General features: G+C 52.6%; 39 protein-coding genes, 1 tRNA gene and 1 pseudogene. All 41 read right to left on the reverse strand.

What is annotated here, in order from left to right:
- Nucleotides 1–177 precede the first annotated feature (177 nt).
- Complete coding sequence (locus H2P46_RS21620; RefSeq protein ID WP_193406833.1) at nucleotides 178–378, reverse strand: hypothetical protein; 201 nt, start codon at nucleotides 376–378, stop codon at nucleotides 178–180.
- Nucleotides 379–473: 95 nt separating this feature from the next.
- A complete protein-coding gene (locus tag H2P46_RS21625) occupies nucleotides 474–983 on the reverse strand; it encodes a hypothetical protein (protein ID WP_193406834.1) in 510 nt (169 codons plus the stop codon).
- A gap of 44 nt (nucleotides 984–1,027) precedes the next feature.
- Nucleotides 1,028–2,200 (reverse strand): phage tail tube protein, encoded by a 1,173-nt coding sequence (locus H2P46_RS21630; RefSeq protein WP_193406835.1) that lies wholly within the window; start codon nucleotides 2,198–2,200, stop codon nucleotides 1,028–1,030.
- 26 nt (nucleotides 2,201–2,226) lie between these two features.
- Complete coding sequence (locus H2P46_RS21635) at nucleotides 2,227–2,619, reverse strand: phage tail terminator-like protein (protein ID WP_193406836.1); 393 nt, start codon at nucleotides 2,617–2,619, stop codon at nucleotides 2,227–2,229.
- Nucleotides 2,616–2,996: an HK97 gp10 family phage protein gene (locus tag H2P46_RS21640; protein WP_193406837.1), complete on the reverse strand. Its 381-nt coding sequence runs from the start codon at nucleotides 2,994–2,996 to the stop codon at nucleotides 2,616–2,618. The genes H2P46_RS21635 and H2P46_RS21640 overlap by 4 nt, the downstream gene beginning before the upstream one ends.
- Nucleotides 2,996–3,379 (reverse strand): glutamate 5-kinase, encoded by a 384-nt coding sequence (locus tag H2P46_RS21645; RefSeq protein WP_193406838.1) that lies wholly within the window; start codon nucleotides 3,377–3,379, stop codon nucleotides 2,996–2,998. Before H2P46_RS21645 ends, H2P46_RS21640 begins: the two co-directional genes overlap by 1 nt.
- Entirely contained in the window at nucleotides 3,379–3,768 is a 390-nt protein-coding gene (locus H2P46_RS21650; RefSeq protein ID WP_193406839.1) for a protein singed, read from the reverse strand. The genes H2P46_RS21645 and H2P46_RS21650 overlap by 1 nt, the downstream gene beginning before the upstream one ends.
- Before the next feature lie 38 nt (nucleotides 3,769–3,806).
- The gene (locus H2P46_RS21655; protein ID WP_193406840.1) at nucleotides 3,807–4,025 is read right to left on the reverse strand and encodes a hypothetical protein; all 219 of its coding nucleotides are present in this window, start codon (nucleotides 4,023–4,025) and stop codon (nucleotides 3,807–3,809) included.
- Nucleotides 4,026–4,035: 10 nt separating this feature from the next.
- Nucleotides 4,036–5,052, reverse strand: coding sequence for a hypothetical protein (locus H2P46_RS21660; RefSeq protein WP_193406841.1), 1,017 nt, complete (start codon nucleotides 5,050–5,052; stop codon nucleotides 4,036–4,038).
- Nucleotides 5,053–5,061: 9 nt separating this feature from the next.
- Nucleotides 5,062–5,760 carry a hypothetical protein gene (locus H2P46_RS21665; RefSeq protein ID WP_193406842.1) on the reverse strand — a complete coding sequence of 233 codons (699 nt, stop codon included), beginning with the start codon at nucleotides 5,758–5,760 and terminating at the stop codon, nucleotides 5,062–5,064.
- A 49-nt stretch (nucleotides 5,761–5,809) separates the two neighbouring features.
- Nucleotides 5,810–6,859: a structural protein gene (locus H2P46_RS21670; protein ID WP_193406843.1), complete on the reverse strand. Its 1,050-nt coding sequence runs from the start codon at nucleotides 6,857–6,859 to the stop codon at nucleotides 5,810–5,812.
- The gene (locus H2P46_RS21675; protein WP_193406844.1) at nucleotides 6,859–8,304 is read right to left on the reverse strand and encodes a DUF4055 domain-containing protein; all 1,446 of its coding nucleotides are present in this window, start codon (nucleotides 8,302–8,304) and stop codon (nucleotides 6,859–6,861) included. The genes H2P46_RS21670 and H2P46_RS21675 overlap by 1 nt, the downstream gene beginning before the upstream one ends.
- 3 nt (nucleotides 8,305–8,307) lie before the next feature.
- Nucleotides 8,308–9,792, reverse strand: coding sequence for a terminase (locus H2P46_RS21680; protein WP_193406845.1), 1,485 nt, complete (start codon nucleotides 9,790–9,792; stop codon nucleotides 8,308–8,310).
- A gap of 2 nt (nucleotides 9,793–9,794) precedes the next feature.
- A complete protein-coding gene (locus tag H2P46_RS21685; protein ID WP_193406846.1) occupies nucleotides 9,795–10,397 on the reverse strand; it encodes a hypothetical protein in 603 nt (200 codons plus the stop codon).
- A 2-nt stretch (nucleotides 10,398–10,399) separates the two neighbouring features.
- A complete protein-coding gene (locus H2P46_RS21690; protein ID WP_193406847.1) occupies nucleotides 10,400–10,771 on the reverse strand; it encodes a hypothetical protein in 372 nt (123 codons plus the stop codon).
- 77 nt (nucleotides 10,772–10,848) lie between these two features.
- Nucleotides 10,849–11,022, reverse strand: coding sequence for a hypothetical protein (locus tag H2P46_RS21695; protein WP_193406848.1), 174 nt, complete (start codon nucleotides 11,020–11,022; stop codon nucleotides 10,849–10,851).
- A complete protein-coding gene (locus tag H2P46_RS21700; RefSeq protein ID WP_193406849.1) occupies nucleotides 11,019–11,555 on the reverse strand; it encodes a Rha family transcriptional regulator in 537 nt (178 codons plus the stop codon). Before H2P46_RS21700 ends, H2P46_RS21695 begins: the two co-directional genes overlap by 4 nt.
- Before the next feature lie 214 nt (nucleotides 11,556–11,769).
- Nucleotides 11,770–11,967 carry a hypothetical protein gene (locus tag H2P46_RS21705; RefSeq protein ID WP_193406850.1) on the reverse strand — a complete coding sequence of 66 codons (198 nt, stop codon included), beginning with the start codon at nucleotides 11,965–11,967 and terminating at the stop codon, nucleotides 11,770–11,772.
- Between the two features lie 70 nt (nucleotides 11,968–12,037).
- The gene (locus tag H2P46_RS21710) at nucleotides 12,038–12,289 is read right to left on the reverse strand and encodes a hypothetical protein (RefSeq protein WP_193406851.1); all 252 of its coding nucleotides are present in this window, start codon (nucleotides 12,287–12,289) and stop codon (nucleotides 12,038–12,040) included.
- Nucleotides 12,290–12,435: 146 nt separating this feature from the next.
- Nucleotides 12,436–12,732 carry a hypothetical protein gene (locus tag H2P46_RS21715; protein WP_193406852.1) on the reverse strand — a complete coding sequence of 99 codons (297 nt, stop codon included), beginning with the start codon at nucleotides 12,730–12,732 and terminating at the stop codon, nucleotides 12,436–12,438.
- Nucleotides 12,729–13,073, reverse strand: coding sequence for a DUF7940 domain-containing protein (locus H2P46_RS21720; RefSeq protein ID WP_193406853.1), 345 nt, complete (start codon nucleotides 13,071–13,073; stop codon nucleotides 12,729–12,731). The genes H2P46_RS21715 and H2P46_RS21720 overlap by 4 nt, the downstream gene beginning before the upstream one ends.
- Complete coding sequence (locus H2P46_RS21725) at nucleotides 13,070–13,609, reverse strand: glycoside hydrolase family 108 protein (protein WP_193406854.1); 540 nt, start codon at nucleotides 13,607–13,609, stop codon at nucleotides 13,070–13,072. Before H2P46_RS21725 ends, H2P46_RS21720 begins: the two co-directional genes overlap by 4 nt.
- Nucleotides 13,606–13,833, reverse strand: coding sequence for a hypothetical protein (locus tag H2P46_RS21730; RefSeq protein WP_193406855.1), 228 nt, complete (start codon nucleotides 13,831–13,833; stop codon nucleotides 13,606–13,608). Before H2P46_RS21730 ends, H2P46_RS21725 begins: the two co-directional genes overlap by 4 nt.
- On the reverse strand, nucleotides 13,830–14,219 hold the full coding sequence (locus H2P46_RS21735; protein WP_193406856.1) for a hypothetical protein: 390 nt from the start codon (nucleotides 14,217–14,219) through the stop codon (nucleotides 13,830–13,832). Before H2P46_RS21735 ends, H2P46_RS21730 begins: the two co-directional genes overlap by 4 nt.
- 136 nt (nucleotides 14,220–14,355) lie before the next feature.
- Nucleotides 14,356–14,430 (reverse strand) — tRNA-Asn (locus H2P46_RS21740).
- 195 nt (nucleotides 14,431–14,625) lie between these two features.
- Nucleotides 14,626–15,435 carry an antitermination protein gene (locus H2P46_RS21745; protein ID WP_193406857.1) on the reverse strand — a complete coding sequence of 270 codons (810 nt, stop codon included), beginning with the start codon at nucleotides 15,433–15,435 and terminating at the stop codon, nucleotides 14,626–14,628.
- A complete protein-coding gene (locus H2P46_RS23295; RefSeq protein WP_193406858.1) occupies nucleotides 15,425–15,550 on the reverse strand; it encodes a YlcG family protein in 126 nt (41 codons plus the stop codon). Before H2P46_RS23295 ends, H2P46_RS21745 begins: the two co-directional genes overlap by 11 nt.
- A gap of 100 nt (nucleotides 15,551–15,650) precedes the next feature.
- Complete coding sequence (locus H2P46_RS21755; protein WP_193406859.1) at nucleotides 15,651–16,112, reverse strand: hypothetical protein; 462 nt, start codon at nucleotides 16,110–16,112, stop codon at nucleotides 15,651–15,653.
- Nucleotides 16,113–16,185: 73 nt separating this feature from the next.
- A complete protein-coding gene (locus H2P46_RS21760) occupies nucleotides 16,186–16,359 on the reverse strand; it encodes a NinE family protein (RefSeq protein WP_193406860.1) in 174 nt (57 codons plus the stop codon).
- Nucleotides 16,343–16,555 carry a hypothetical protein gene (locus tag H2P46_RS21765; protein ID WP_193406861.1) on the reverse strand — a complete coding sequence of 71 codons (213 nt, stop codon included), beginning with the start codon at nucleotides 16,553–16,555 and terminating at the stop codon, nucleotides 16,343–16,345. The genes H2P46_RS21760 and H2P46_RS21765 overlap by 17 nt, the downstream gene beginning before the upstream one ends.
- Complete coding sequence (locus H2P46_RS21770) at nucleotides 16,552–16,746, reverse strand: hypothetical protein (RefSeq protein WP_193406862.1); 195 nt, start codon at nucleotides 16,744–16,746, stop codon at nucleotides 16,552–16,554. Before H2P46_RS21770 ends, H2P46_RS21765 begins: the two co-directional genes overlap by 4 nt.
- Nucleotides 16,747–16,753: 7 nt before the next feature.
- A complete protein-coding gene (locus H2P46_RS21775) occupies nucleotides 16,754–17,203 on the reverse strand; it encodes a DUF1367 family protein (protein WP_193406863.1) in 450 nt (149 codons plus the stop codon).
- A gap of 1 nt (nucleotide 17,204) precedes the next feature.
- The gene (locus H2P46_RS21780; protein WP_193406864.1) at nucleotides 17,205–17,351 is read right to left on the reverse strand and encodes a hypothetical protein; all 147 of its coding nucleotides are present in this window, start codon (nucleotides 17,349–17,351) and stop codon (nucleotides 17,205–17,207) included.
- On the reverse strand, nucleotides 17,351–17,494 hold the full coding sequence (locus H2P46_RS21785; RefSeq protein WP_193406865.1) for a hypothetical protein: 144 nt from the start codon (nucleotides 17,492–17,494) through the stop codon (nucleotides 17,351–17,353). Before H2P46_RS21785 ends, H2P46_RS21780 begins: the two co-directional genes overlap by 1 nt.
- A gap of 1 nt (nucleotide 17,495) precedes the next feature.
- Nucleotides 17,496–17,867: a hypothetical protein gene (locus H2P46_RS21790; protein WP_193406866.1), complete on the reverse strand. Its 372-nt coding sequence runs from the start codon at nucleotides 17,865–17,867 to the stop codon at nucleotides 17,496–17,498.
- Nucleotides 17,864–18,283, reverse strand: a complete 420-nt coding sequence (locus tag H2P46_RS21795; protein ID WP_193406867.1) for a hypothetical protein — start codon at nucleotides 18,281–18,283, stop codon at nucleotides 17,864–17,866. The genes H2P46_RS21790 and H2P46_RS21795 overlap by 4 nt, the downstream gene beginning before the upstream one ends.
- The gene (locus H2P46_RS21800; protein ID WP_193406868.1) at nucleotides 18,280–18,516 is read right to left on the reverse strand and encodes a hypothetical protein; all 237 of its coding nucleotides are present in this window, start codon (nucleotides 18,514–18,516) and stop codon (nucleotides 18,280–18,282) included. The genes H2P46_RS21795 and H2P46_RS21800 overlap by 4 nt, the downstream gene beginning before the upstream one ends.
- Entirely contained in the window at nucleotides 18,513–18,665 is a 153-nt protein-coding gene (locus H2P46_RS21805) for a hypothetical protein (RefSeq protein ID WP_193406869.1), read from the reverse strand. The genes H2P46_RS21800 and H2P46_RS21805 overlap by 4 nt, the downstream gene beginning before the upstream one ends.
- Before the next feature lie 2 nt (nucleotides 18,666–18,667).
- On the reverse strand, nucleotides 18,668–19,360 hold the full coding sequence (locus H2P46_RS21810; protein ID WP_193406870.1) for a replication protein P: 693 nt from the start codon (nucleotides 19,358–19,360) through the stop codon (nucleotides 18,668–18,670).
- Nucleotides 19,357–19,602 carry a hypothetical protein gene (locus H2P46_RS21815; RefSeq protein WP_238939076.1) on the reverse strand — a complete coding sequence of 82 codons (246 nt, stop codon included), beginning with the start codon at nucleotides 19,600–19,602 and terminating at the stop codon, nucleotides 19,357–19,359. The genes H2P46_RS21810 and H2P46_RS21815 overlap by 4 nt, the downstream gene beginning before the upstream one ends.
- Before the next feature lie 18 nt (nucleotides 19,603–19,620).
- Nucleotides 19,621–20,110 (reverse strand): annotated as a pseudogene (locus H2P46_RS21820) (helix-turn-helix domain-containing protein); the annotation flags it as partial.
- Nucleotides 20,111–20,116 lie beyond the last annotated feature (6 nt).

The raw sequence follows: 20,116 nt of genomic DNA on the forward strand, positions 1-20,116 counted from the left end.
CTATTAATCTGCCGAGCAACTCTTAAAACGATTGCCCCAAATATGGCCACAAAAGTTTCGCGAGAGGTATTATCGGGGTCAGAATTCGATCGGTATTGACAAACAATCCCGATAATACCTCTCGCGAAACTTTTGTGGCCATATTTGGGGCAATCGTTTTAAGAGTTGCTCGGCAGATTAATAGTGTGAAGTAAACCTCATAAACCCACCGGATGGTGGGTTAACTTGCTTTGCCTGCTTTCTTTCCCACTCCGCCCGATCAGCATCATCCAGCGCAAATATCGCCGCCTCGAACTCATCCCGGTCAATCTGTAACGGCTTGCAGGCGAGATAGGTGTTGATGTCTTCCAGGTCTATCGGCAGTGGGGTTGCGGCCATTCCTGCGTACTTCCGGCCTCTGGTGATAACTGCGTAGGCGGCGAGTATCTCGCTACACACACCGTCAATTTCAGGCTCCGGGATGGGAGGTAGTTTTAAGCGCTCGCGCCGCCAGCGGTTCTTTTCGCCTTGCTCTCCGCCGAACTTCCTGAGCCAGCTCTGGCTTTCGAGGACTTTCCCACCGTTTCCTGAGTCTGCGCCTCTTTACCTGCGGCAATATCAGATGCGGTGCTCAGTACGGCCCAGTACAGCTCAGGATGCTGCAGCAACAGTGCCTTACCCTTCTCTGCTGAGTAATCGATGGCAATCTCTTTCCCTGCCTCATCAGCCTCGCCAACGCCTTCCCAGTCCAGCAGGAGATGCTTGGCTACAGAGTCAATCAGCAAGTCGTCTGAGATGTCGCTTACGTCAATATCGGCGGGGTTAAATTCAGCTGTGCCAACTTTGAAACGCTCATCGAGCTTGCTGATGTGGCGGCGCACCATCGCATTATGAGAGCGGAATGCCGGATTACTGATGGAGCCGACTTTCAGCTTCAGGTCTGCCATTGGCTCAATCCAGCGCTCTGCATTGGCATCGAATTTAGGTGTTTTCAGAATGAGCATATTCTTCTCTGTAAGTAGCCCGCCTCACTGGGCGGGCAATTAGATTAAGACGCGGTAACGGTGATCGCCGTGGTGCCAGTAAAGGTACGCGCTTTCGCGGTGATGGTTGCCGAACCTTCCTTCACTCGCGTTACCTGCGCTGTTTTCTGGCCGGTTGATACGACTGTTGCTACTGACGGGTCTGACGACTCCCATACGACCGTATCTGTTGCGCCAGCAGGCGTCAGGGTCGCTGCCAGAGTCACGTTTGAGCCAACTGCGCCTGTTGAGGTTGCAGGCGCGACTGACAGTGCTGTAGCTGCTACAACGGATGATCGCGTAATGGTCGGTGGCGTATCCGCTGCCGTGATATTCAGCTGAACCTGCACAATGTCAGTGTTGCCACCGTCCGGCCAGTCGCCATCGACCTGTACTGCCGGGAAGTCAAAGACGTATTTGCCTTCGTCGTTCTCCAGCGTGAAGCCGAACTGCATGGTTTCGCCAGACAGAGATTTCTTCCAAGCGTTATAGGCTTCCTTTGACCACGACAGAGTGACGCTGCCAGAAGGTGTGAACGTGGTCGGAATGTTTGCTCCAGCAAACGGGTTCCCGCTACCGATACAGCGCTGCGTCTGCAGGTTGTTGTCGAACTGGATGTTGAATGTATCGACGCAGAATCCATCGCCACCTGTTACACCGTTAAGCGAAATCGCTGTAACCTGTTTGAAGGTGTAGCGAAGGTCACCAGCGGCATCAGTTGGGTCAGAAAAATAACTGGTGTCATCTGCTTTAGTGTCGAAACCCAAACCTGCAAAGGTTACGGTTGCGGTGATATCACCATCGTTCGGAATTGCCAGCTGGAAGGTGCCGACCTGAGCGCCGCGAGCGATAGAAGCAACACCGATGTCTTCAGCGTAAGAAGCCACTGAGAACGCGATGCGATCATTACCCATGGTGAGCACGTTATCGACCCAATCAGCGCCGAAGCAGGAGGCCAGAAACTCGTCATGCTGCCCCCAACGAAACTTGGTTACCACGTCACCGCCGACATCAGTCGTACCCGGAGAACGACCTTGCGCCATTCGGGTGCCACCGATTTCGTCGTTGTCGATCATGTTCTGGGTTGGACCGAGGCCGAAAGAGCTGCGCTTCAGCAGGTTCCATGTGCCAGTGGTCGGCGTGGTGCCGGGGGTAGTTTCACGGATATACGCCGTGACGTTCTTTGCGCCAGAGCTCACATGAGCCTCCTGATTAATGGAGCGCCCTACAGAGCGCGATATGGAATTTGTAAGTTGTACTGCGCCCAGCCATCCGTTTCGCCAGCATCGATAGCGCTTACGGCGGAGTAATCAAGGCGACCATCGGTTTTGAACTCGAACTGCTCTCGTAACTGGTCTGCCGTCTTGGTGATAAGTAGTGACCCGCTACCTGCTGGCACGAATATCTGAATAACAGCGATACCCGTGCGGTGCACGACCGGGCCATTGCCTATTTCATTCGACCCAGCCAATCCCGGCAGGTTTGTCAGACGTGCCCAAATAGCCTTGCCAGTTGGGTCATAGGTCTTGTCATTCGGGTACCGCACATCTGCTGCGGCAATAGCAGTCTGAGCCGTCATCCGGGTGATGATGGCTGCACGTATTTCGGTGAGGGTCATTTGTATGCCTGCGAGACGCCGTGGAAGGATGTTGCGTAGATGCCAGCGGGAGCCTGTTGTGAATGTCCGTTCTCAAGCGACTCAGCGTAGGCAAGGTTATTCTGGATGTAGATAACTGAATAAGGTTTACCCTGCGCAATTACAGCGTTGCCCTGCTGTATCGTGCTTGCGCCTGATTTGTCAGTCGTCGCTAGTTGACTGTAATCCGGGCCGCCAAGACTTACCTGATTATTAGCCCTGAATCTCCCCGTATCGACTGGGGAGCGCTGCACAATCTCCGCGAGTAACGCCATCGATATAATGCGCAGCCGTTTACCTACTTCCTCTTCGACCAGGCCGACGAACGTCGACGGCTCAACACTCCATGCCTTTGCCATTACTTCCTCCGCAATTGCAGTTCATAGTGAGCCTGAACCGGATCTGCATTCACGCTGATAACCCTGTACTGCTGTTGCAGTTCGGTCACCAGGTCGATAGTGGTAATGATGTGGTCAACACGAGGCTTGTCGGTGACTTCGTTTTTCAGCGCGATTAACAGCACGTCGCCACTGAGAATGTTCACGCCATCAACACGATCAAGGCTGTAACTGTCGAGAACGCCGCGCCCAGTGTAAGTGACCTGCGTTTCACCACCTGTTTCAGTTACCGGGTCCCATTCGCCCTGGATGATGTAGAGACCATCGAACGTATTCACAGCATCCGCAAGGTCATCATCAAACGCTTCGGCCAGTTCAGCCTGAATTTCTTCACGTATTCCCATTAGCGATACACCCTGAAGGCGAGAGGATTTCCCATCCACGGCTGGAGCATGGCGAGCGCCAGTTGCAGGTCGGGATCGAGTAGCGATGAGCTTGAAGAATCGAGCGCCGCGAATGACTTGGTCACTTGAGTTGAGCCAGCCTTAACCGACTTGCTGGTCACCAGTCCTGAATCGGATTTCTGCTTGTAGAGATTGCCGGACGCCGCCACCGATGCGATGTATGCTCCAGCCTGCTTAACATCATCCGGGACAGGATTATCAGGCATATTCTGGAGGTTAAGCGCGGTCATATAAGCATTGGCCTGCAATACTGCTTTTGCCTTCTTCGAGTCATCCGTCCATGAGGTGCCGAGTATGTCGTCAACATCAGACACTGTGATGTAAATCATCTTAGCCCCTGAAAAGCCCCCGAAGGGGCTGTGTATGATTAGCCAGTAGCGCCTTCATCTTCTTCGCCATTACCACCACCGCCTGCGGTGACAGGAACAGTCACCTGCGGATCTTCAATGCCGTAACCGGCACCAGATTTTGCAGGGTCGTAGATGGTTTCAGCGCCGAGAACTGAAGTGGATTCGTCGGCATAGGCGCGTTCGCTTGGGTAGGTGTACTGATAATCAGGATTCACCAGGTTCTTTGGTGTGGACATTCAACCCTCCTTACAGGTTGCTAATCAGGAAACGGAAACCGACATCCAGCGGGTCAAGGGTGATTTCCCAGTTCGCCGCATTCTGCAAGTCACCCCAGGAGGCAGACAGCGCCTGGCGCTCAGTACCGCCGGTCAGGGTACTCTCTGCTGCAATGAAGCCGAAGCCCTGCGGATGGATGAGCATGTTTCGACGAGTCCACAGAACGCGATCGCCAGCACCATTGGATGTTGCTGCGGTACGGTCGATTTCCAGATCGTCATTGCCTGGGACCTGTGAATAGCTGAAAGCGCCAGTGTTAGCCAGCATGCTCACATACTTGGCGTTTGCGCCAGTGCCAAGCTTGGTGCCGAGTTCAGACTCAATCAGCGCACGACCGTTATAAACGGTTACCGGCGGGATATTTGCCTGAGTCTGCAGAAGCTCTGCCTGGTTGTTTTTGCGGATTTTCGCGGCAATCTGTGGGTGAACAATCATCACGCCTTTACCGCGCTGAGACGGCCGCATAGTAGCCTCTACTTCAACGAAAGCGTCAAAGGAGAAACCACTGTTGGCGGTTGCTGTCGCGGCACTGATGTCGGTCGTCAGGAGTTTGCCGTTAGCCTGGTCGTAGTTACGCAGACCTGCCAGAGTGGCGCGAGCACGGTTTTCTGCTGAGTTCAGCCATAACTGATTCAGCTTACCGCCGATAATTTCGAGAGCGTTAACCTGCGTCAGATAACGCTGCAGGGAAGCTTCACGGAAACCTTCGTTCAGGTAAGCTACGCGGCCCTGCATGGAACCACCTTCAATCTCACGCGGCATGGCGATGTCGGTGTAGATGGTGTTCCCGTAGTTTGGCTCCAGACCAGCATCGATGCCGCCGATGTATGGCACAACGAAGGTCGGAGAGCCGCCAGCCAGCAGAGCGGCCAGACGACTATCAGCAACGAACGCGCCAGACTGAACGAATGGAGAGGGGACGATCGGGTCATAGTCCATGTAGGACATCAAGACCGGGCGATTAAAAATTTCAAGCAATGTTGCCATGTTTATTCCTTAGTATTTTCTAAATTTGCCTGCAGCGAGCGCCTGTGCGTAGCCTTGCGGATCACGCGTGGCGAACTCCTCACGCTCCTGCTGTGACATCTCTTTTGGTTCCTTCATGGCCCCACCACGAAAGTTGGCGGCCCCACCGCCAGAAGCACCACTACCCCGAACAAGCGAGGCGTAGCGTGGAGTGTTCTTAAATTCTTCAGCGAGTTGCTCAATGCTGCTTACCGTGAGGTTTCCATTGGCATCAGTCACCCGCACCTGCCCTTCAACCACCTTCAGGCGGCGGCTGATGAATTCAGAAAGGATGTCTGCGTTCTCACCATCAGCGATGCTGATGGCAACCTTTGAGGCAGCCTGAGAGATAGTCCCCTGCTCGATTTGATGCTGCAGGTCCTGATACTTCTGCTGCCACTCTGTCGTAGTGGCCTGGCTGGATTCAAACAGCTGCTTGTAGTCGCCCTCAGCCTTGGCTTTTTCCTCGGCTCGCTGGCGTGCTTCTTCCTCTGCCTGGCGGCGCTTGGCCTGCTCGGACTTCTTTTCTGCCAGAAGCGTATCAAGCTGCGTTTTAAGTCCGGTTACGTCCTCTGACTGCGGGAGGCCGTCAACAATGAGCTGATAGTTTTCACCGGACTGTTGATAAAGCGCCTTTTGAGCATCGTCGAGCTGTGCGTGTTCCTCAGCGGAAAGCTGATATTTGAGCATTGCATTCTCCTGAATGAATGTGTGCCGGCCCAGCCAGCGTTAGATGTGATCAGTCGAGGCCAGCAAGCTCGAAAGCATGCGGCTCTAATTCTTTGAGTTGGTTGAGGGTGTACTGCTGGCCTGTCTCGCCATCAACGAATCTGTCAATGGTCAACTCGCCCTTGCTGAATAGCTGATAGCGCTTTTCGCCAAGCACTTCACGCTGAAACGCTGCTGGTTGACGTGCAAGCCACTCACCGTAATTCGTCTTGCTGCTGACCTGCTGCGCACCGCCTTCACCGACCGCCGGACGAACTGAGCCGGGAATCTCCCGCGCATACTCATCCTTCAGCACCGGAATCTGGCTGGTTCGGCACCGAAAATGATACGGAGGTGATGGCCCATCCAGCGGCACAATGCGGTGGTCAATACTTCGGCAGAATGGCGTTGTTCTACTGTCCAGGGTGGCGATGTCCTGCTTACCCTTCAGGATGTCGTCATTATCCTGCAGTTGCTTAGATCGCGCAGAAGACGATACATGGTTGGTTACCGTGCTGACCAGCGCACCAGCCTGTTCCTCATGCGAAACGCCCAGTGATGTCAGTCGCCGGATAATCTGGCGCTGAGTTTCACCAAGCGAGTGGCCTATACCTATCTCGCTGATGATGTCAGCAGCCTTCTTATCACCAAACCCAGCAAGTGCGCTGGCAATGCTGTAGCGCTTCTTAGATGCGCCAACATACATTTCCAGCGGGTCAGCCAGCACATAGGCCGCAATCATCTCTGATGAGGGCTGATTGAGCTTAACGGACGCCTTAACCAGTTTGCCGAGGAATGATGAGTTGAACTTGTATTCGTATTCAGCAAACTCGCTCAAGTCGAGCACCTGCTGCTCTGACATGTCGCCGTAAATGGCCTGCAGATCTTTACGCAGCGTCTCAATCTGCCTGTTGTAGCGAGCTGTCGCGTATTGACTAAGACCTTTACGCACCGTCACTTTCGCGCTGTTTATAGCTTTGCGGATGAACTTAACAGCGCGATTGGTCTGACCGGTGCCAAAGCGCTGCACATACACCTGATGGCGCGTTGCTGCGTCATTTGCATAGCCTTCTGCGCTCATCAGTCATCCTCGGTCACAGTCTCACCACCAGCATCAACAGGCGGTTCGTTTTCGCGATCAGCATCAATGTCATCATCGGTGCGGTCAGCCTCAATGATTGCCGCCTGGCGAAGATTAATGCGAACATCTGATTTGGCGATAAAGCCCTGCTGCCAGAGCTGGATTTGCGCCAGAATCATCTGTGCATCCATTGTCTCGTCGAAGAACTCCTGATTCAGCCAGAACACAACTTTGTTTTGCGGGGGCGTCCCTGATGACATGAAGCGCCACGCATCCAGAAGGGAAAGCACAAGAGCCTCTGATACGTTGCCAGCCACTGTTCCCAGTACGCTGTTATCGCTGCTGTAGCGAATACGTGCGGCCTCTGCGGTTTCGTTTGCGCCAGACTGCTGCACTATCCGCGCACCAATCATCAGCATCTGCTGCTCTTTGTCGAGCATGAGGGTGCGGGATAGCTGACTCTCCGATGCCTGGAGCATTACTGCCGTGCCTGCCTTACCCAGGCTGTAGCCAGCGGTTGAGCCAACCTGGATTCCGTTGGGGTTCCATTTGGCGAACTCGTCAGGGTCAATATCAGTGGTGAAAAACATCGTTGGCTGGCTGCTGATGAATCCTGACTCCTCCACCGTAGCGCTGTTGCCGTAGTGCAGGATGTTAACCTGAGCCAGGTCTTCCAGCGGAGCTTTATCGACCTCCGGGCTGTTCTCCTCGGCACCGTAGAAATGGAACGGGATATGGTCGAAACGCCGCTGGCTGAAATCTGTCGGGTAGGTGTCGATGGTCGGTTGCTCGTCGCCCTCCCTCCAGAGTCGGTGGCGGTATGCGCCATTCTCCAGCGTCAGTACGCGGTACTGATTTTTCGTCTCGTAGTTGAACTCGTCGCCATTTTCCTCGCTGTAGGTTTCAGCCAGGACGACCAGGGTCAGCTTTTTGACGCCATCAATAACCTGCACGCGCCAGTTGATAATCTGCGTGGCGTCGTAATTGTGGATATGGGCCTGCTTGCCCTGACTCTGCGCCTTAGTTGGCCGCTTTCCGCTCTCACCTTCTACCGGTGGGTAGTCAGTGAAGAAGCCACCCCGCCCGGTGTCCAGGCATTCGCCAATCGCTGACTTGCTCAGCTGCTCCAGGCTGGTTCCGTCACCTGACGCATTTTCAACAAGGTATTCGATGTCTTTCGGCAGCGATACCTCGGCTGTCTTGCGGAACACGGCGCCAATCAGCCCTTTACGAGTCCGACCGGTGATGTTCAGGAACATTGCCCTGTTCAGTAGCGCGGCATAGCGAGCAACGTTCTCCGCGCTGTCATTGGTCGGGTCTGGCATCGGCAGGTATCGCGTCCCACGGTCTTTTACCGCCCTGCTCCCGGCCACGCAGTCCTTGACCAGCTCCCACTGCTGCAGAGCAGCCAGATACTCCGGCCTTGTGTAGGTGTAATTTGGCATGGCTTATCTTCTGAATGAAATGGAGGTAGACATAACGACACGTCGTTTCTTCTGCGTTACGGCCAAGTAGCGAAATGCGTCAGCGCCATGTGATGTGTGATCGTGCAGAGGCTTGTCTTTCCAGCAGCCGCGCTTGTCATCCCACTCCTTGCGATAGCCCTCCAGCGAGATAATGCCGTCGGCACATTTCTGCTCATCAAATGCACATCGGGGGAGGATTTCGCGCACCTGCTCGATACCGTCATCAACGCCAAGTTTTGGCACCACCTGAAAGGTGATCGTGTATTTCGCACCGTCGATTTCATAACCCTCGCGGGCCAGCTCACGGCGGGATTTGGCATCAGAGCCGAATTCACGGGTATCAATATCGTGCGGGCCCCAGTGGGCGGAATAGGTATAGCCTTTATCCTTCAGCACCTTCATGTAATGGCGCAGACCTTCACCGCTGTTCTCGTAGTAGTCGATGACGTGATATTCCTCACCAACGATGCGCACGAACCAGATAGCCGTGGAGTCGCCCACGCCAATATCCCAGAATGTGTGAACAGGAAGGTGAGGATTGTCCGGCAGCGTGCCGATGCGCTTCTGCTCGTAGAGCTTGCGGAACTGCTTAGCGTAATAAGCACCCTCAACCGACTGCTGGAATGCCTCAGCCGGGATGGACGGATACTCCCGCTTCATGTCGTCGCCGAGCGTCTTCTCTTTGGCGTAATACCATGCTCTCTGGCGCTCGTTCGTCACCACCCCGTGCTTTGCCTCAATGTCAGCGAAATAATCGCTCAGGCGCTGCGGTATTGGCTCTACGGGGTCGATTGCATAAAGGGGGTTCTTCCACCAAGAGAAGAAGAAAAATTTCCAGTCTAACTGTGAGAGCTGCTTGCCCTGAATGAGCGCCTTTTCTGCCGACTGGCAGTAATCGAAGAAGTAACCAGCGCGGCCTTCTGCAGTGCTTTCAATCGTCGTGAAACAGTCACCTGATACAGCCTCAAAAGCACCGGTGACAATCTCACGGGCTTTGTCGGGGAATTTGGCGCATATCTTTCCGAACTCGGAAACATGCAGATAACGGAGCGTACCGCCACGAAAAGACGTGCTGATATAGAGCGAGCCGCCTTTGCTAAATACCAGCTCACCTGCCGCATCATTGCTGGCAGGGTTAGCGGCCTTAATCTCATCAGGAAGGCGGTCATAGGCATACTTAATCTTCTCGCGGAAAAGGCGCTTGGCGTCGTTCAGTGTGTGGGCGATCAGGGCGCACTTGGCTGCTTCGAACAAAGCGGCGTCCAGCTGGATGATGCAAACCTCGGTCGTGAATCCCAGCTGTCGAGCCTTCAAGATGATGTTGCGGGTATGCATGCCTTCGAAGTATTCGAGCTGCTCAGGCGTCATCCGGAAGCGTACTGGCTTGCCTTCTTTGTCGGTTATCCAGTAGAGATGATTCAAGCGCCAGAGTTTGTCTCGCAGAAGCTGGAGATGCTCTGGTTTCATGCTTACCCCTTGGCGAGATCGTCCATCAGGTCGGATAGTTTCTTAAATGCGTCATCACCGGCAGGGCCGTTAATGTCGTACGCCTGACGCTCCAGTCCAACGAGGTTTTTCAGTGTGTCAGACAAGTCCTTCATGGACTTCACGCGTCCCGGCAGGCTTGTCGCCTTCTGATATGCTTCATTAAGCCGGTCTCGCCCTGTTTTCTCGTCAGGGTCGAACATGACCTCGCCAAGCTTCCTTAGCGATTCAATATCAGCGCACTGAGCCTCTAGCTCATCAAAGAGCGAATTGGCGATATTGCGCGCTCTGCGAATGTCGCCACGATGCTCCATGCGGACAGTGGCAATAACCTCAGCGTTAGCCTCAATGAGCATCCGTTCGCTGGTAGCTGTTTCAGTGGATACCTGACTGGATACCTCACGTTTGGATACCAGCGCGTCAGCCTTGGCTTTAATCTTTGCCTTTAAGTCCCGCTCCCATCCATCACGCTTAGCTCGCTTGTTGATAGCGCCATGAGTGATGCCATGCTGAGATGCAATTTCACGGATAGACAACAAGCCAGCGCGGTAAGCCGACTCGATGGCCTCCCAGTCTGGTGATGCCATGATTAATCCTGTTTGATGTGCGGTATGAACTCACTGCACATTCTGTCGAGCAGATAGCAGTAGGTTTCATTTGCTGATCCGGTGTCGATAGTCACGCCTACATCCCGGCAGCAATAGAATGTCGCGTGAGCACACTCATGAATCAGAGTGGCGATGTCGCCATTGAAGACGCCGATCAGGTAGAGGTTTTCGCCTGTCTCATTGTTTTGATACTGAGTGCAAGCGCCTGCCAGCATCTCAATGCCTGATGCGTCGACTCTAAGGTGTGTGCATGCCTGGTCCCACTCTTCACGGGAGCGTGCAAGATAGATATTTGCCGAGTGGAAAAGTGGAACAAAGAATCGTGGCAACTTAGGCCATTTGGTTTTTGCCATGCTTGCTCCAATAAAAAGCCATCATCGGGCGCACTCTCAAATGCGCCCTGTAAAGAAAGCCGTTGTGAAAGTGGCTCTCAGTTGGTCTTTCTTTGCTTTGCGTCTTCCATTGCCAGGAGGGCATCGAGAAGAACCTCTGCCTTTTCGACATTAGACATGCCTATCGCAATGCGACCGCAATTTAAATCCTGAAAACCATCCTTTAGGTATCGACAGATGGTTTCCAGTTGCTGTTTTTCGCTTTTGGTCATTTTGCTACGCCGGGCAAACCGATCTGACCTTGCTGCTCAAGCCGTTCGATACGGGCCAGTAATTGCGGCTTCTTAACTCGACCCCAGCGATTTAGAAGTCTTCCTGACATGCTGGCTACGTCCTTCTCTTTCATGTACTCCAGCATTACCGCGTTACGCTCCGCTTCGTAGCTTTCGCTGTACTTTCTCAACTCTGCCGTCATCCAGTTGAAGGCATTGATATAAGCTTCCTTGACGCGAGCGGCATGCGGGCCACTAAAGCCCATTACCACCATCACAAAGCCACTAAAGTCCATACGGTAAAACTTCTGCTTTTTATCAAAAATACCTAAGTCATTGATTTTCTCGGAAGCCCAAAAATGGGCCGTCGAGAACTCAGCAGAGCATTGCAGGTTTTCAATTGCTCGGATTACATGCTGATGTCGTTTGCCGAAAGCTTTTGCGATCTGGAAAGTATCAGTTACTGGCTCCCCATCGGCAGCTGTCACTAACTGGCGAAAATCAAACTCTGGAATAACTTTCAGTTCTTTCATGCGGTAGTTACCTTATAGAAACGAGCCTTGTTGCCCAGAAACGCCAGCGCATAGAGACGGCTACCGGCCTAAACCAGCGTTTCTCCAAGGCTTGTTTCTGTAAGACTCTATGCTTTTGAATGCGCCGGGCATGGCGCGGTTTATTGCGGGGTACAAAAAAGCCCGACCGAAGTCAGGCTTATGGTGTTCTTTGTAACGCAGGGTCTGGTAGCGACTACTGGAAGATGGCGACTGTCACGCCTTTTTCATTGCAGACGTAAGCAACCTCTCCCTCATCCAGAATCATTTCATCGTCACCGCCTGACCAGCCCCGGAAGAAAATCATTCGCGATTCACGAACGAAGCTCACGTCGCCGGTTGCCTGCAAAACTGAAATGTCGTTATCTTTGTTGATCGTCTTGATAGTTAGCATTGTTGTTTCTCTTGGTTGTGGTAATAAAAAAGCCCCGCTATTGCGAGGCTCTTGTGATATGGACTTCTGATTACAAATATTTCTTCGCCAGCGCCTTCAGCTCATCTTTCGCGGCTTCACCCAACTGAGCGACACCGCTTTCTACGAAAGCTAATGCGGCTTCGAAATCTTTCACGCCTGCTTTGACTTCTGCGGCAGGTGATGCTGTTTCTGTTGCGGATACGGTTGAAGCTACTGGTTGTACGTCTGTTGTCTCTGCCATGATGGTTTCCCTGGTTGCTGGCTCAGCTTTGGTGAGGAGCCACTTAATTGGATTGAGCATTGGCTTTATCTCCGCACAGCTTGTCCCAGAGGTCGTTATGAGAATTTATGGCCCGTACAGTACGAATATCCATAACCTCTGAGTCTTTGCCGTGGGTGTAAATAGGGCTGAAGAGTGTGCAGCTGGAGTCAAGGGTAACGGTGGGGCTAGTCGTCGCTGTTATATTTCGACTGCTGCAACTTACTGCGAGAGGCAGCATCAGACAGAGCAGCATTGCTTTGCGTAACATTTTTGGCAGCCTCTGAGTTTTCTTTCTGCTTTTCAGCAACAGCTGATACCTGAGCGGACTCAACCTTAGCTGCAGTGACATCCGCTTTAGCCTGCGTCTGCGTGGTGCCGATTTTTTTGCCGCTGAAGTAACTGACGACCAGTGCGACAATGAATGCCAGACCAGCCAGAATCTCTGTTCCCCATCCGGAAAAAAGCGCGGTGATAATCGTCATGGCTGCGTCTCCATCTGCTCTTTGCGGGCGACCAGCTTCTTCTGCCTGACAAACTGAGAGATAACCGCCATTGCCACCATGAACGCGCCAATCATGCCGAGGTAGTTCTGAGGCAGGAATGACTTAATGTCTGGCGGGAGCATATTCCAGCCGTTTAATGCAGCATCAGGGAATGACTGTACCCATGCGCTTAAGGCTGAGCCGAGCGAAGCCAGCCACACGCTCCATGCCTTAAAAAGCAGCTTTGCGTGGGAGACAAATTCAACCGAACTGTATTTGCGGATGAGGAGAACGCCGATAATCACGACAAGTACTACGGCGAGGAAGATGATGAATTTCATATCTCAATCCTTTCAAACCAGCCGTATGTGAATGCTTCGTTGGCTGCCCGGGCCTCAGACAGCTCGATATAACGAGCGCCTTGCAGACTGTTCAGGGCTTTAAGCATTACCTTCTCTCCGGCAAGTTTGCGTGTTGAAAGGAAAGCGGTAAGCGCTGAAATTGTTCTCGGCCCGACCTGCCCGTCAGCGACAATATCCGGGTAAAGTTTTCCCTGGTTGTTGAAAACGTTCAGGCTGCGCTGCAGGAATTTGGCTGCAACGGCTGGACCCATGTTCACACCGGTATCCGTCAGCTCAACGGCAATCAGCCCGCTTACTGATGCAATCTGATCGAAGCGTGGGCCAGTCCAGTAATCAGCCTCAAGTATCTGAAGAGCCTGAGCGCGGGTGAGGCTTTTCATATCACCGGTATAACCATGCGCGCGGGCCACATCCTGAGTTATCCCCCAGTTAGTCGGTCCGCCTTTATCGGCAGGGTTGTTCACATACCCGCCTTCCCTGCCAAGGATGCCGTTAAAGATTTCGTCTTTGGTCATTTCCTGTCGTCCTCTTTTACGGCCTCAGCGGTTTTCGCTGGCAGCTGGTCAAGCTTCTTGTCTACGCGGTTGAGTGTCTTTGCCTGATTTGCTTCATGCTTTGCATTTGCGTACATGTAGCCGGATGTCAGCCCGCCAATGTAGATGCCGAATGCCGTGGCAAAGATAACCACCCACATCTGCCAGGTGATGGACAGTTCATCAGGCGTCCGTTTAATGTTCATCGCGGAATCTCCTGCTTTGACCTGACATTTTCCCGGTTTAGGTTCATGCATGCTGCCGTGAGGTCAGCAACCTGCTGCTTCAGTTCTTCATTCTGGCGCTCCATGTGCTTCATGGTTGCTTCGATGACCTGAAGCCGTCCCTTTAAGTCGGCAATCGTCAGCCAGCACTCACGGTTTTCATCCCGTAACTTCTGGTTGTCCACCTCAAGGCGCTCAATGTTTTTTTCCTGACGGTCCAGCATGTCTATCTGCTGAATATCATTAGCATTGCTCGCACGGGTCTTTACCCAGTACCGCCCAAACGCCAGCCACCCGTTGAGGGCTACCGATCCGGCAGTAGCAAGCCCGATACCGGCTGATTTCAGTGTCTCATAATCGAAAGCCATAGGCCGCTCTCCGACCGTTGTCGGCTGTCTGTAGTCTGAAGAAAAGTGCGCGCACCCCATCACAGCAAAAGGGGTAATCCGGTTTAGGTTTGGGGTGGCGCAAAAAAAAGCCGCTCTAATGGCGACCTTTGGAATCTGGCGGGAAGGCGTGGAATCGAACCACGATAAGTTGGTTAACAGCCAACCGTAATAGCCTTTATACGACCTACCCGGAATATCTGGACAATAAAAAAGCCCTGCCGGTTGGTGAGACCGTAGGGCTGTTTAACTATCACACTTATCAGTGATGGACTGATTTGATTAACGCCTTAACAACAGCGCGCAACTTCAACTGTTGGGAATCATAACCCTGTGTTCCTGAAAAGTAAATAACCCACTACAAAATAATGAGCTATTTCCTATTGCACTATGCCGTCACCTTATTCAGTGCAGCATTCGCCCATGATTCCTCAATCTCTAACTTGCCGATGAGCTGGTCATAGAATGGTTTCCCGCTTCGATCCCAGGTGGCAACGCTGATAGCATCCGTAATGCCGCATATTGCTCTGAAAGCCTCCGCTGCAGGAATTCGCTCATAACCCCGCCCTCCGCATTGTTTGCAGTCACGATAGACCGGTACGCCCTGCAGCTCTGTCTGCTTTCGGTCAAGCGCCTGGCATCTTCCATTGCAGTCACGGCAAGCAGAAGATACGACGCGCTTTCCTTTGCATTCAGGGCAGAGGACGCGCTGAACCTCTTTTACATCGCGATACTTTTCGAGTGTCCTGGTCGGCGTAACTTCTCGCGCCCATTCAGGAAGCCGGACCATAGTTGCCTTCGTTGTGAACACTTCCGCGTCGATAAATCCGGTAGTGTTACAGCTCTTGCAGGGCTTCTTGCTTGATGCGCTCTGGCAGTAATCCATGTAGGCATAAGTTGCGAGCGTTTGCATAACTGCTGGCTTAATATCTGTATCGAGCTTGCGTAAGGCGGCAACCTTATCGCAGGATTGAAGTGCATATTCAGTTAACAGGGAAACGGCGCGTGCGGCGTCGTTCTCGCTTACCCCAACTTTACCCATGAAAGCGGCGTAGCCCAGCGGCGCGCGGCTCTGTGTCATCCCCATACTGGCGATATAGTCGGTGCCGGTGAGTGTATCTGGCGATGTGTTCGGTGCTATGCCGGAAAAGCTCTGCCCCTTCGGGAAATGGTACTTCAGTGTCGCTTCAAGCCCCATGCTTTACCCCCATAATTTTCGCCATATTTTTCAGGATGCGGTAATTACACTCGAACATGCGCCGCGATTTGAACAGACGAAGCTTCAGCCATTTATCTCTGAGGTGTTCGATCATTTTTTCTTCCTCCGGGGCTCTGAATCCCACGACTGAACGTGAGTGGGCTGGATAACCGGATTAATTGGCCGGAAGTGGTTGAGGATGTGGGTTAGCCAGGTCATGCTGCTTCCCCCATTCGGAATGTGATCCCCTCTTGATACCAGTCGGGCAAAGTAAACTCGATGCGCCCCATCACACCATTAGCCCTTAGAGCCTGTAAGCGCTTCTGCTCGGCTTTCATGTGCTGGTACAGTTCATCCATCTGCCATGGCTTTAAACGCACAGGAACGGCTGCCAGGCGTGCCACGCGGTCGATTGTCATCTCCCCGTAAACGATGTTTGCGTGCATCGTGAATTCATAGGGGTCTTCTTCGAGTTTGCGATGACAGCCAATGCAGTGAGCAAAGGCGTTATAGGGATGGTATCGGGTGGCTTTGTGTCGTCGGGATTTGAAGTGAGAACAGTGAAGTTTGGCTGTTTCATACTGGAAGTTTCTGCCGCAGTAATCGCATTCCCATCCTGTTCGTTCTCGCACGAGGTGGGAGAATACGGCATCCCATTTATCGCGTTTCAGGGCCATTATCGTCTCCTCATGATGCCAGCGATAACAACGGTTATTGCGAAAATAGCCAGCATCTGAATATCATCAGGCGTCATCTGCTTATCCTCCTCCTGTCAGCCACAGCCGATCGCAACCTCGCAACGTAGTTGCAGGTAGTTACTTCGGATTCGGTGGGTATCGTCCTGGGTTTATTGCGGGAGCGGCGGGTGGGTCTGAAAATTGAGTTTTCCATAGCGAAATATGTCACGCTAATTTGTCGTCGCATTACGCCACCTCATCGCGCCAGTTGCTGCCCGCACTGCTTCCAGATACTCAGGCGATTTCTTCAGCCCCAGTTCACAGGCCTTGTTCGTAACCTGCTGGCGGGGTCTGTCGAACATGATTGCCAGAAGGTCTGTTGATGCGTTTGCGTAATCCCGAATCAGAATATCGAGGTGCTCTCTTGTCCATGTATTTTTCATGCTGCGCTCCTGTAATCAGTGGTGACGACTCCCGGCACGCCAGCGGTGTACATCGGGTTGCGGGACGGGTCTTGCGGAGATACTTCCATCACGTCAGCCGTGCGCTGATATACGCAGTAAGCCGTTTGGTAGACGTGAGAAAGCCACACAGCCTCTTCGATAGCTGCGTTAATGTCGGTGAATGTGGTCATTGGTTTGTCAGAAGAATGAATAAAGCTGGTTGATAATGTTCTGGTCTTTCGTGCCCGCAAAAACGTGCTTTATAGCCGCATTGACCAGTGCCGAGTAGCAACGCTCAAACTCATCCGGTTCCATATTGGCGTATGCCAGGCTTTTCGCTTCTGTCCTGATTTCGCCGTTCAGCCGCACCGTCTGCTCATAAAACCCCGCCAGAATGGTCAGGTCTTTGCGGAATCGGTCAAACTGAGTAGCTTCGTCCGCATGCTCAAGGCCAGCGCGGTCGGCTGCCCAATGCTGGAAACAGAAGTTAAATAGCGCGAAGGCTTTACGATGGAATGCGGGGTTACGGGTTAGCTTTGCTTCGAGGGTGTATTGCTCGCCATTTTTGAATTTTGCCAGGCGGGGCAAGTCATGATCAAAGGCCGGGACAAAGACGCCGCCAGCGCTCTTTATCATTTCGATCTGCACATCATTCCTCCTGCTTGCTGCGGGCTAGCCATGCACTCAGCGCCGTTACCCAAACCAGTTTGAAATTGGTTTCATCGAGGATTCCTCGATACCTGTCGTTGAACCAAGCGTCGAAATTACGCCGCTCCAGCTCATCGTTGCTTGTCATCAAACGCCCCTCGCTGCCAGTCCACCGAAAATCATAGAAATGGTCGCAGTTACGATAAACACCACGCCTTTTTCATCCTGCGTATCTGCATACCAGTTCAGATAGAACATTCCGCCAAGTAAAAAACCGTATAAGAACGCCATCTCACTCTCCTTCCTGATGCTTGCCGGACGCCTTCTCTTGCTGCTCAATCACCCGATAGGCGATGATGTCGCAAAACATTCCAGCATGAGCCCAAGATCTGCCGCCTGCTTCAACCGTCATCTTTCCTCCGGCGCGCCACCTAACATCTACGACACTTTCAGGAGAGACTGGACATTCCCCACCCTTCCACTCAATCCAGCCATAATTATCAGTCTGATGCTCGACTCCCTTCTCCTGCTGCTCCAGTACAGGGAGTGCAATCTCAAGGGCTTCGAGGTAGTCATATCCTTGATTGCTCAGACCGTGATTGTTTTCGGTAAATTTCAGCTCATTAATTCTTAGCCTGCATCTGCTAGCGGTTAGCTTGTTCATTGCCCTGCTCCTGTGTGCGGTTTGGTTGCTGACTGTGACGCTTCCCATTGCGCTGCGCAGATTGCCATTCCTTCCCATGTGGTCGGCTCATCTCCGTCAAGGATTGCGCGCATAAGTGCTATGCATCGCTCTCGTGGGCTGGCTTGAGGGTAACGATCATCCTGCCCGTCATTGACCGGATAGACGACATACGACGTCGTGACGAGGTTTTCAAACCAGTCGAAATCCTCACTAACATTTTCATCAGGATGATGACCGCAGAAGTTACTCAGGTGGCCGAACAGGCAATTGCCCTTCCCGTCTTTTGTTCGCACAACATCCGTACACCATGATTCTTCTTGCGTGCCATCAAGGTAACGAATGAAATCAGCCAGAAACTGTCGGTACTCTTCGCCGTACTTTTCCTTGAGCTTCAAAATCCACCTCCCCGCTTCTTACCGCCTTTGTCGGAACGCGAATCGCGCTCATACTCAGCATCTACAATCGTGTCGTGTGCCTCTCGCGCCAGCATGTCGATAGCGTGCATCCGATCCCGGTATTGCTCTGGCGTCAGGTCACGCTTCTTAGCCAGGTCGATGATTGCCAGCTGAATATTGCGTGCCTGACGCATCAGCGGCTGTGTGATTACCAGTTGGGTTACCTGTGTCATACCGCACTCTCCCTTCCCTCAAGCCAGAAGAAAAACGCCCGGTCCACAACTGAATTTTGATAGCCAAGATGTGATCGCGTCAGGTCATGCTTATCGCCATGCACGCTGCGATAAAGCCGCTCGAATCGGATACGATTTGATTCACTCATGATTAACTCCTCAACCCATGCTTGCGGCGAATCTCTGCGATCCGGTCAAGACCTTTGTCATTACTCAGCGGGATATGCAAATGTGGAATTTGCTTACGTGGTGGCGGGATAACCTCGCCAGACTCAATGCGGCGTGACATTTTGCGCTGCTCATCCGCCAGTCGCTTCCGGCACTCAGAATCTGAAAGGTTGAAAGAGCGCATCTGGTTGTATACCGCCGTCACCATGTGAAAGCAGGCTGGGCTTTCCCATGGAAACTCTTCGCTGCTGTCGTACATACCCCGATCCCGGCAGTACAGCTTAAACATGTCATAAAGCTCTTCATCGCTTGGTAGACCAGCGGCGCGGTGCTCGCCCTCTTTGCACCATTCGATGAACTGCCCAGGTGAAGGCCAGAACGGTGAGCCATTTGCCCTTGCCTGCTTCATGCCCGCTGACAGTTGCTGCTTGTTGGCAATGCCATTTTCAGCAAAGGCTGCTATCCACTGACGCTTAGCAGCAGCTTCATCGCGTGGATCACGTAACGCCGTGCTGACCGAAGCCGGGAAAAGCTGTTTCAGGTTGGAAAACAGAATATCTACCAGTCGCTCGACATCTTCATGCACTCCACGATCAACAGGATGATTGCTGTCGCCTGCAATGCGCGCTAAAGCACCGGCATCACGGTTCTGTATTGCTGCTACAAGGTTTCTCATAAGAAATCATTCTCCCAGGCTTCGCGGCTGTTCCAGTGCTGCTGAGGTGTGTTAACTACCTGCTTAGCAGTTCTTGCAGTCGCATTTTTGTTTTGGTAGCTGAGTTTCTGGCTGGCAGTGATAAACCAGTTCTTCGGCTTCTCATGAGAGAATTCGATGTCCAGCTTTTCCAGCTCGTATTTGAGATCGATGTTTTTGTACAGGTTGCACCATGACGCGTAGTCATCGTGATTTAGCCTCACGATCTTGCCTTCAAATGCGTATCGAGATTGTTCGGTTTCAACAGGAATAGGAGCGTTAGCGACTGGTGTTTCTTTAGGTTCTATGACTGGTTCAAAGAGTGACTGGTTATGGGGTCATCTGGTGCCCCACCCTCTCGGTCATCTGGTGCCCCACCCCGGTCATCTCCTGACCCACCCCCTCGGGCATGTCCTGACCGGGGGCATCATCTGAATTGACGCTCTCAATTCGATTTCTTACAGGGTTATCAAGAGTGAGATAAAACAGGTTGGATTGGTTTAACTCACCGTTTCTGCGGAATTCCCTTCGCAGCATTCCCATATCTTCTAATGCCCGAATATGGTTTTTTACTGTTGACCGTCCGATCTCGCACTGGTCAGCAATATGCTGGTAAGAAGGCCAGCATTCACCTTTGTCGTTGGCATTGTCTGCCAGCTTAATCAGTACGAGCTTCCTCAGTGGATTGCCAACTCTGATACCCATGGCTTTAGCCATCAAATTCATGCTCATAATTAG

Source organism: Mixta mediterraneensis, assembly GCF_014946725.1.
In the GTDB taxonomy this organism is placed as follows: Bacteria; Pseudomonadota; Gammaproteobacteria; order Enterobacterales; family Enterobacteriaceae; genus Pantoea; species Pantoea mediterraneensis.

Bases quoted from the DNA above. Each gene is read 5' to 3' on its own strand.
- H2P46_RS21625 (WP_193406834.1), bottom strand. From the start codon at position 983: ATGCTCATTCTGAAAACACCTAAATTCGATGCCAATGCAGAGCGCTGG.
- H2P46_RS21640 (WP_193406837.1), bottom strand. From the start codon at position 2,996: ATGGCAAAGGCATGGAGTGTTGAGCCGTCGACGTTCGTCGGCCTGGTC.
- H2P46_RS21765 (WP_193406861.1), bottom strand. From the start codon at position 16,555: ATGAAAAATACATGGACAAGAGAGCACCTCGATATTCTGATTCGGGAT.
- H2P46_RS21755 (WP_193406859.1), bottom strand. From the start codon at position 16,112: ATGGCCCTGAAACGCGATAAATGGGATGCCGTATTCTCCCACCTCGTG.
- H2P46_RS21720 (WP_193406853.1), bottom strand. From the start codon at position 13,073: ATGAAATTCATCATCTTCCTCGCCGTAGTACTTGTCGTGATTATCGGC.
- H2P46_RS21695 (WP_193406848.1), bottom strand. From the start codon at position 11,022: ATGACCAAAAGCGAAAAACAGCAACTGGAAACCATCTGTCGATACCTA.
- H2P46_RS21730 (WP_193406855.1), bottom strand. From the start codon at position 13,833: ATGAACATTAAACGGACGCCTGATGAACTGTCCATCACCTGGCAGATG.
- H2P46_RS21790 (WP_193406866.1), bottom strand. From the start codon at position 17,867: ATGAACAAGCTAACCGCTAGCAGATGCAGGCTAAGAATTAATGAGCTG.
- H2P46_RS21810 (WP_193406870.1), bottom strand. From the start codon at position 19,360: ATGAGAAACCTTGTAGCAGCAATACAGAACCGTGATGCCGGTGCTTTA.
- H2P46_RS21760 (WP_193406860.1), bottom strand. From the start codon at position 16,359: ATGCGACGACAAATTAGCGTGACATATTTCGCTATGGAAAACTCAATT.
- H2P46_RS21645 (WP_193406838.1), bottom strand. From the start codon at position 3,379: ATGGGAATACGTGAAGAAATTCAGGCTGAACTGGCCGAAGCGTTTGAT.
- H2P46_RS21685 (WP_193406846.1), bottom strand. From the start codon at position 10,397: ATGGCATCACCAGACTGGGAGGCCATCGAGTCGGCTTACCGCGCTGGC.
- H2P46_RS21620 (WP_193406833.1), bottom strand. From the start codon at position 378: ATGGCCGCAACCCCACTGCCGATAGACCTGGAAGACATCAACACCTAT.
- H2P46_RS21770 (WP_193406862.1), bottom strand. From the start codon at position 16,746: ATGACCACATTCACCGACATTAACGCAGCTATCGAAGAGGCTGTGTGG.
- H2P46_RS21725 (WP_193406854.1), bottom strand. From the start codon at position 13,609: ATGACCAAAGACGAAATCTTTAACGGCATCCTTGGCAGGGAAGGCGGG.
- H2P46_RS21785 (WP_193406865.1), bottom strand. From the start codon at position 17,494: ATGGCGTTCTTATACGGTTTTTTACTTGGCGGAATGTTCTATCTGAAC.
- H2P46_RS21650 (WP_193406839.1), bottom strand. From the start codon at position 3,768: ATGATTTACATCACAGTGTCTGATGTTGACGACATACTCGGCACCTCA.
- H2P46_RS21635 (WP_193406836.1), bottom strand. From the start codon at position 2,619: ATGACCCTCACCGAAATACGTGCAGCCATCATCACCCGGATGACGGCT.
- H2P46_RS23295 (WP_193406858.1), bottom strand. From the start codon at position 15,550: ATGATCGAACACCTCAGAGATAAATGGCTGAAGCTTCGTCTGTTCAAA.
- H2P46_RS21700 (WP_193406849.1), bottom strand. From the start codon at position 11,555: ATGAAAGAACTGAAAGTTATTCCAGAGTTTGATTTTCGCCAGTTAGTG.
- H2P46_RS21665 (WP_193406842.1), bottom strand. From the start codon at position 5,760: ATGCTCAAATATCAGCTTTCCGCTGAGGAACACGCACAGCTCGACGAT.
- H2P46_RS21675 (WP_193406844.1), bottom strand. From the start codon at position 8,304: ATGCCAAATTACACCTACACAAGGCCGGAGTATCTGGCTGCTCTGCAG.
- H2P46_RS21710 (WP_193406851.1), bottom strand. From the start codon at position 12,289: ATGCTCAATCCAATTAAGTGGCTCCTCACCAAAGCTGAGCCAGCAACC.
- H2P46_RS21735 (WP_193406856.1), bottom strand. From the start codon at position 14,219: ATGGCTTTCGATTATGAGACACTGAAATCAGCCGGTATCGGGCTTGCT.
- H2P46_RS21715 (WP_193406852.1), bottom strand. From the start codon at position 12,732: ATGACGATTATCACCGCGCTTTTTTCCGGATGGGGAACAGAGATTCTG.
- H2P46_RS21705 (WP_193406850.1), bottom strand. From the start codon at position 11,967: ATGCTAACTATCAAGACGATCAACAAAGATAACGACATTTCAGTTTTG.
- H2P46_RS21800 (WP_193406868.1), bottom strand. From the start codon at position 18,516: ATGACACAGGTAACCCAACTGGTAATCACACAGCCGCTGATGCGTCAG.
- H2P46_RS21690 (WP_193406847.1), bottom strand. From the start codon at position 10,771: ATGGCAAAAACCAAATGGCCTAAGTTGCCACGATTCTTTGTTCCACTT.
- H2P46_RS21680 (WP_193406845.1), bottom strand. From the start codon at position 9,792: ATGAAACCAGAGCATCTCCAGCTTCTGCGAGACAAACTCTGGCGCTTG.
- H2P46_RS21660 (WP_193406841.1), bottom strand. From the start codon at position 5,052: ATGGCAACATTGCTTGAAATTTTTAATCGCCCGGTCTTGATGTCCTAC.
- H2P46_RS21780 (WP_193406864.1), bottom strand. From the start codon at position 17,351: ATGACAAGCAACGATGAGCTGGAGCGGCGTAATTTCGACGCTTGGTTC.
- H2P46_RS21745 (WP_193406857.1), bottom strand. From the start codon at position 15,435: ATGGGGCTTGAAGCGACACTGAAGTACCATTTCCCGAAGGGGCAGAGC.
- H2P46_RS21805 (WP_193406869.1), bottom strand. From the start codon at position 18,665: ATGAGTGAATCAAATCGTATCCGATTCGAGCGGCTTTATCGCAGCGTG.
- H2P46_RS21655 (WP_193406840.1), bottom strand. From the start codon at position 4,025: ATGTCCACACCAAAGAACCTGGTGAATCCTGATTATCAGTACACCTAC.
- H2P46_RS21670 (WP_193406843.1), bottom strand. From the start codon at position 6,859: ATGAGCGCAGAAGGCTATGCAAATGACGCAGCAACGCGCCATCAGGTG.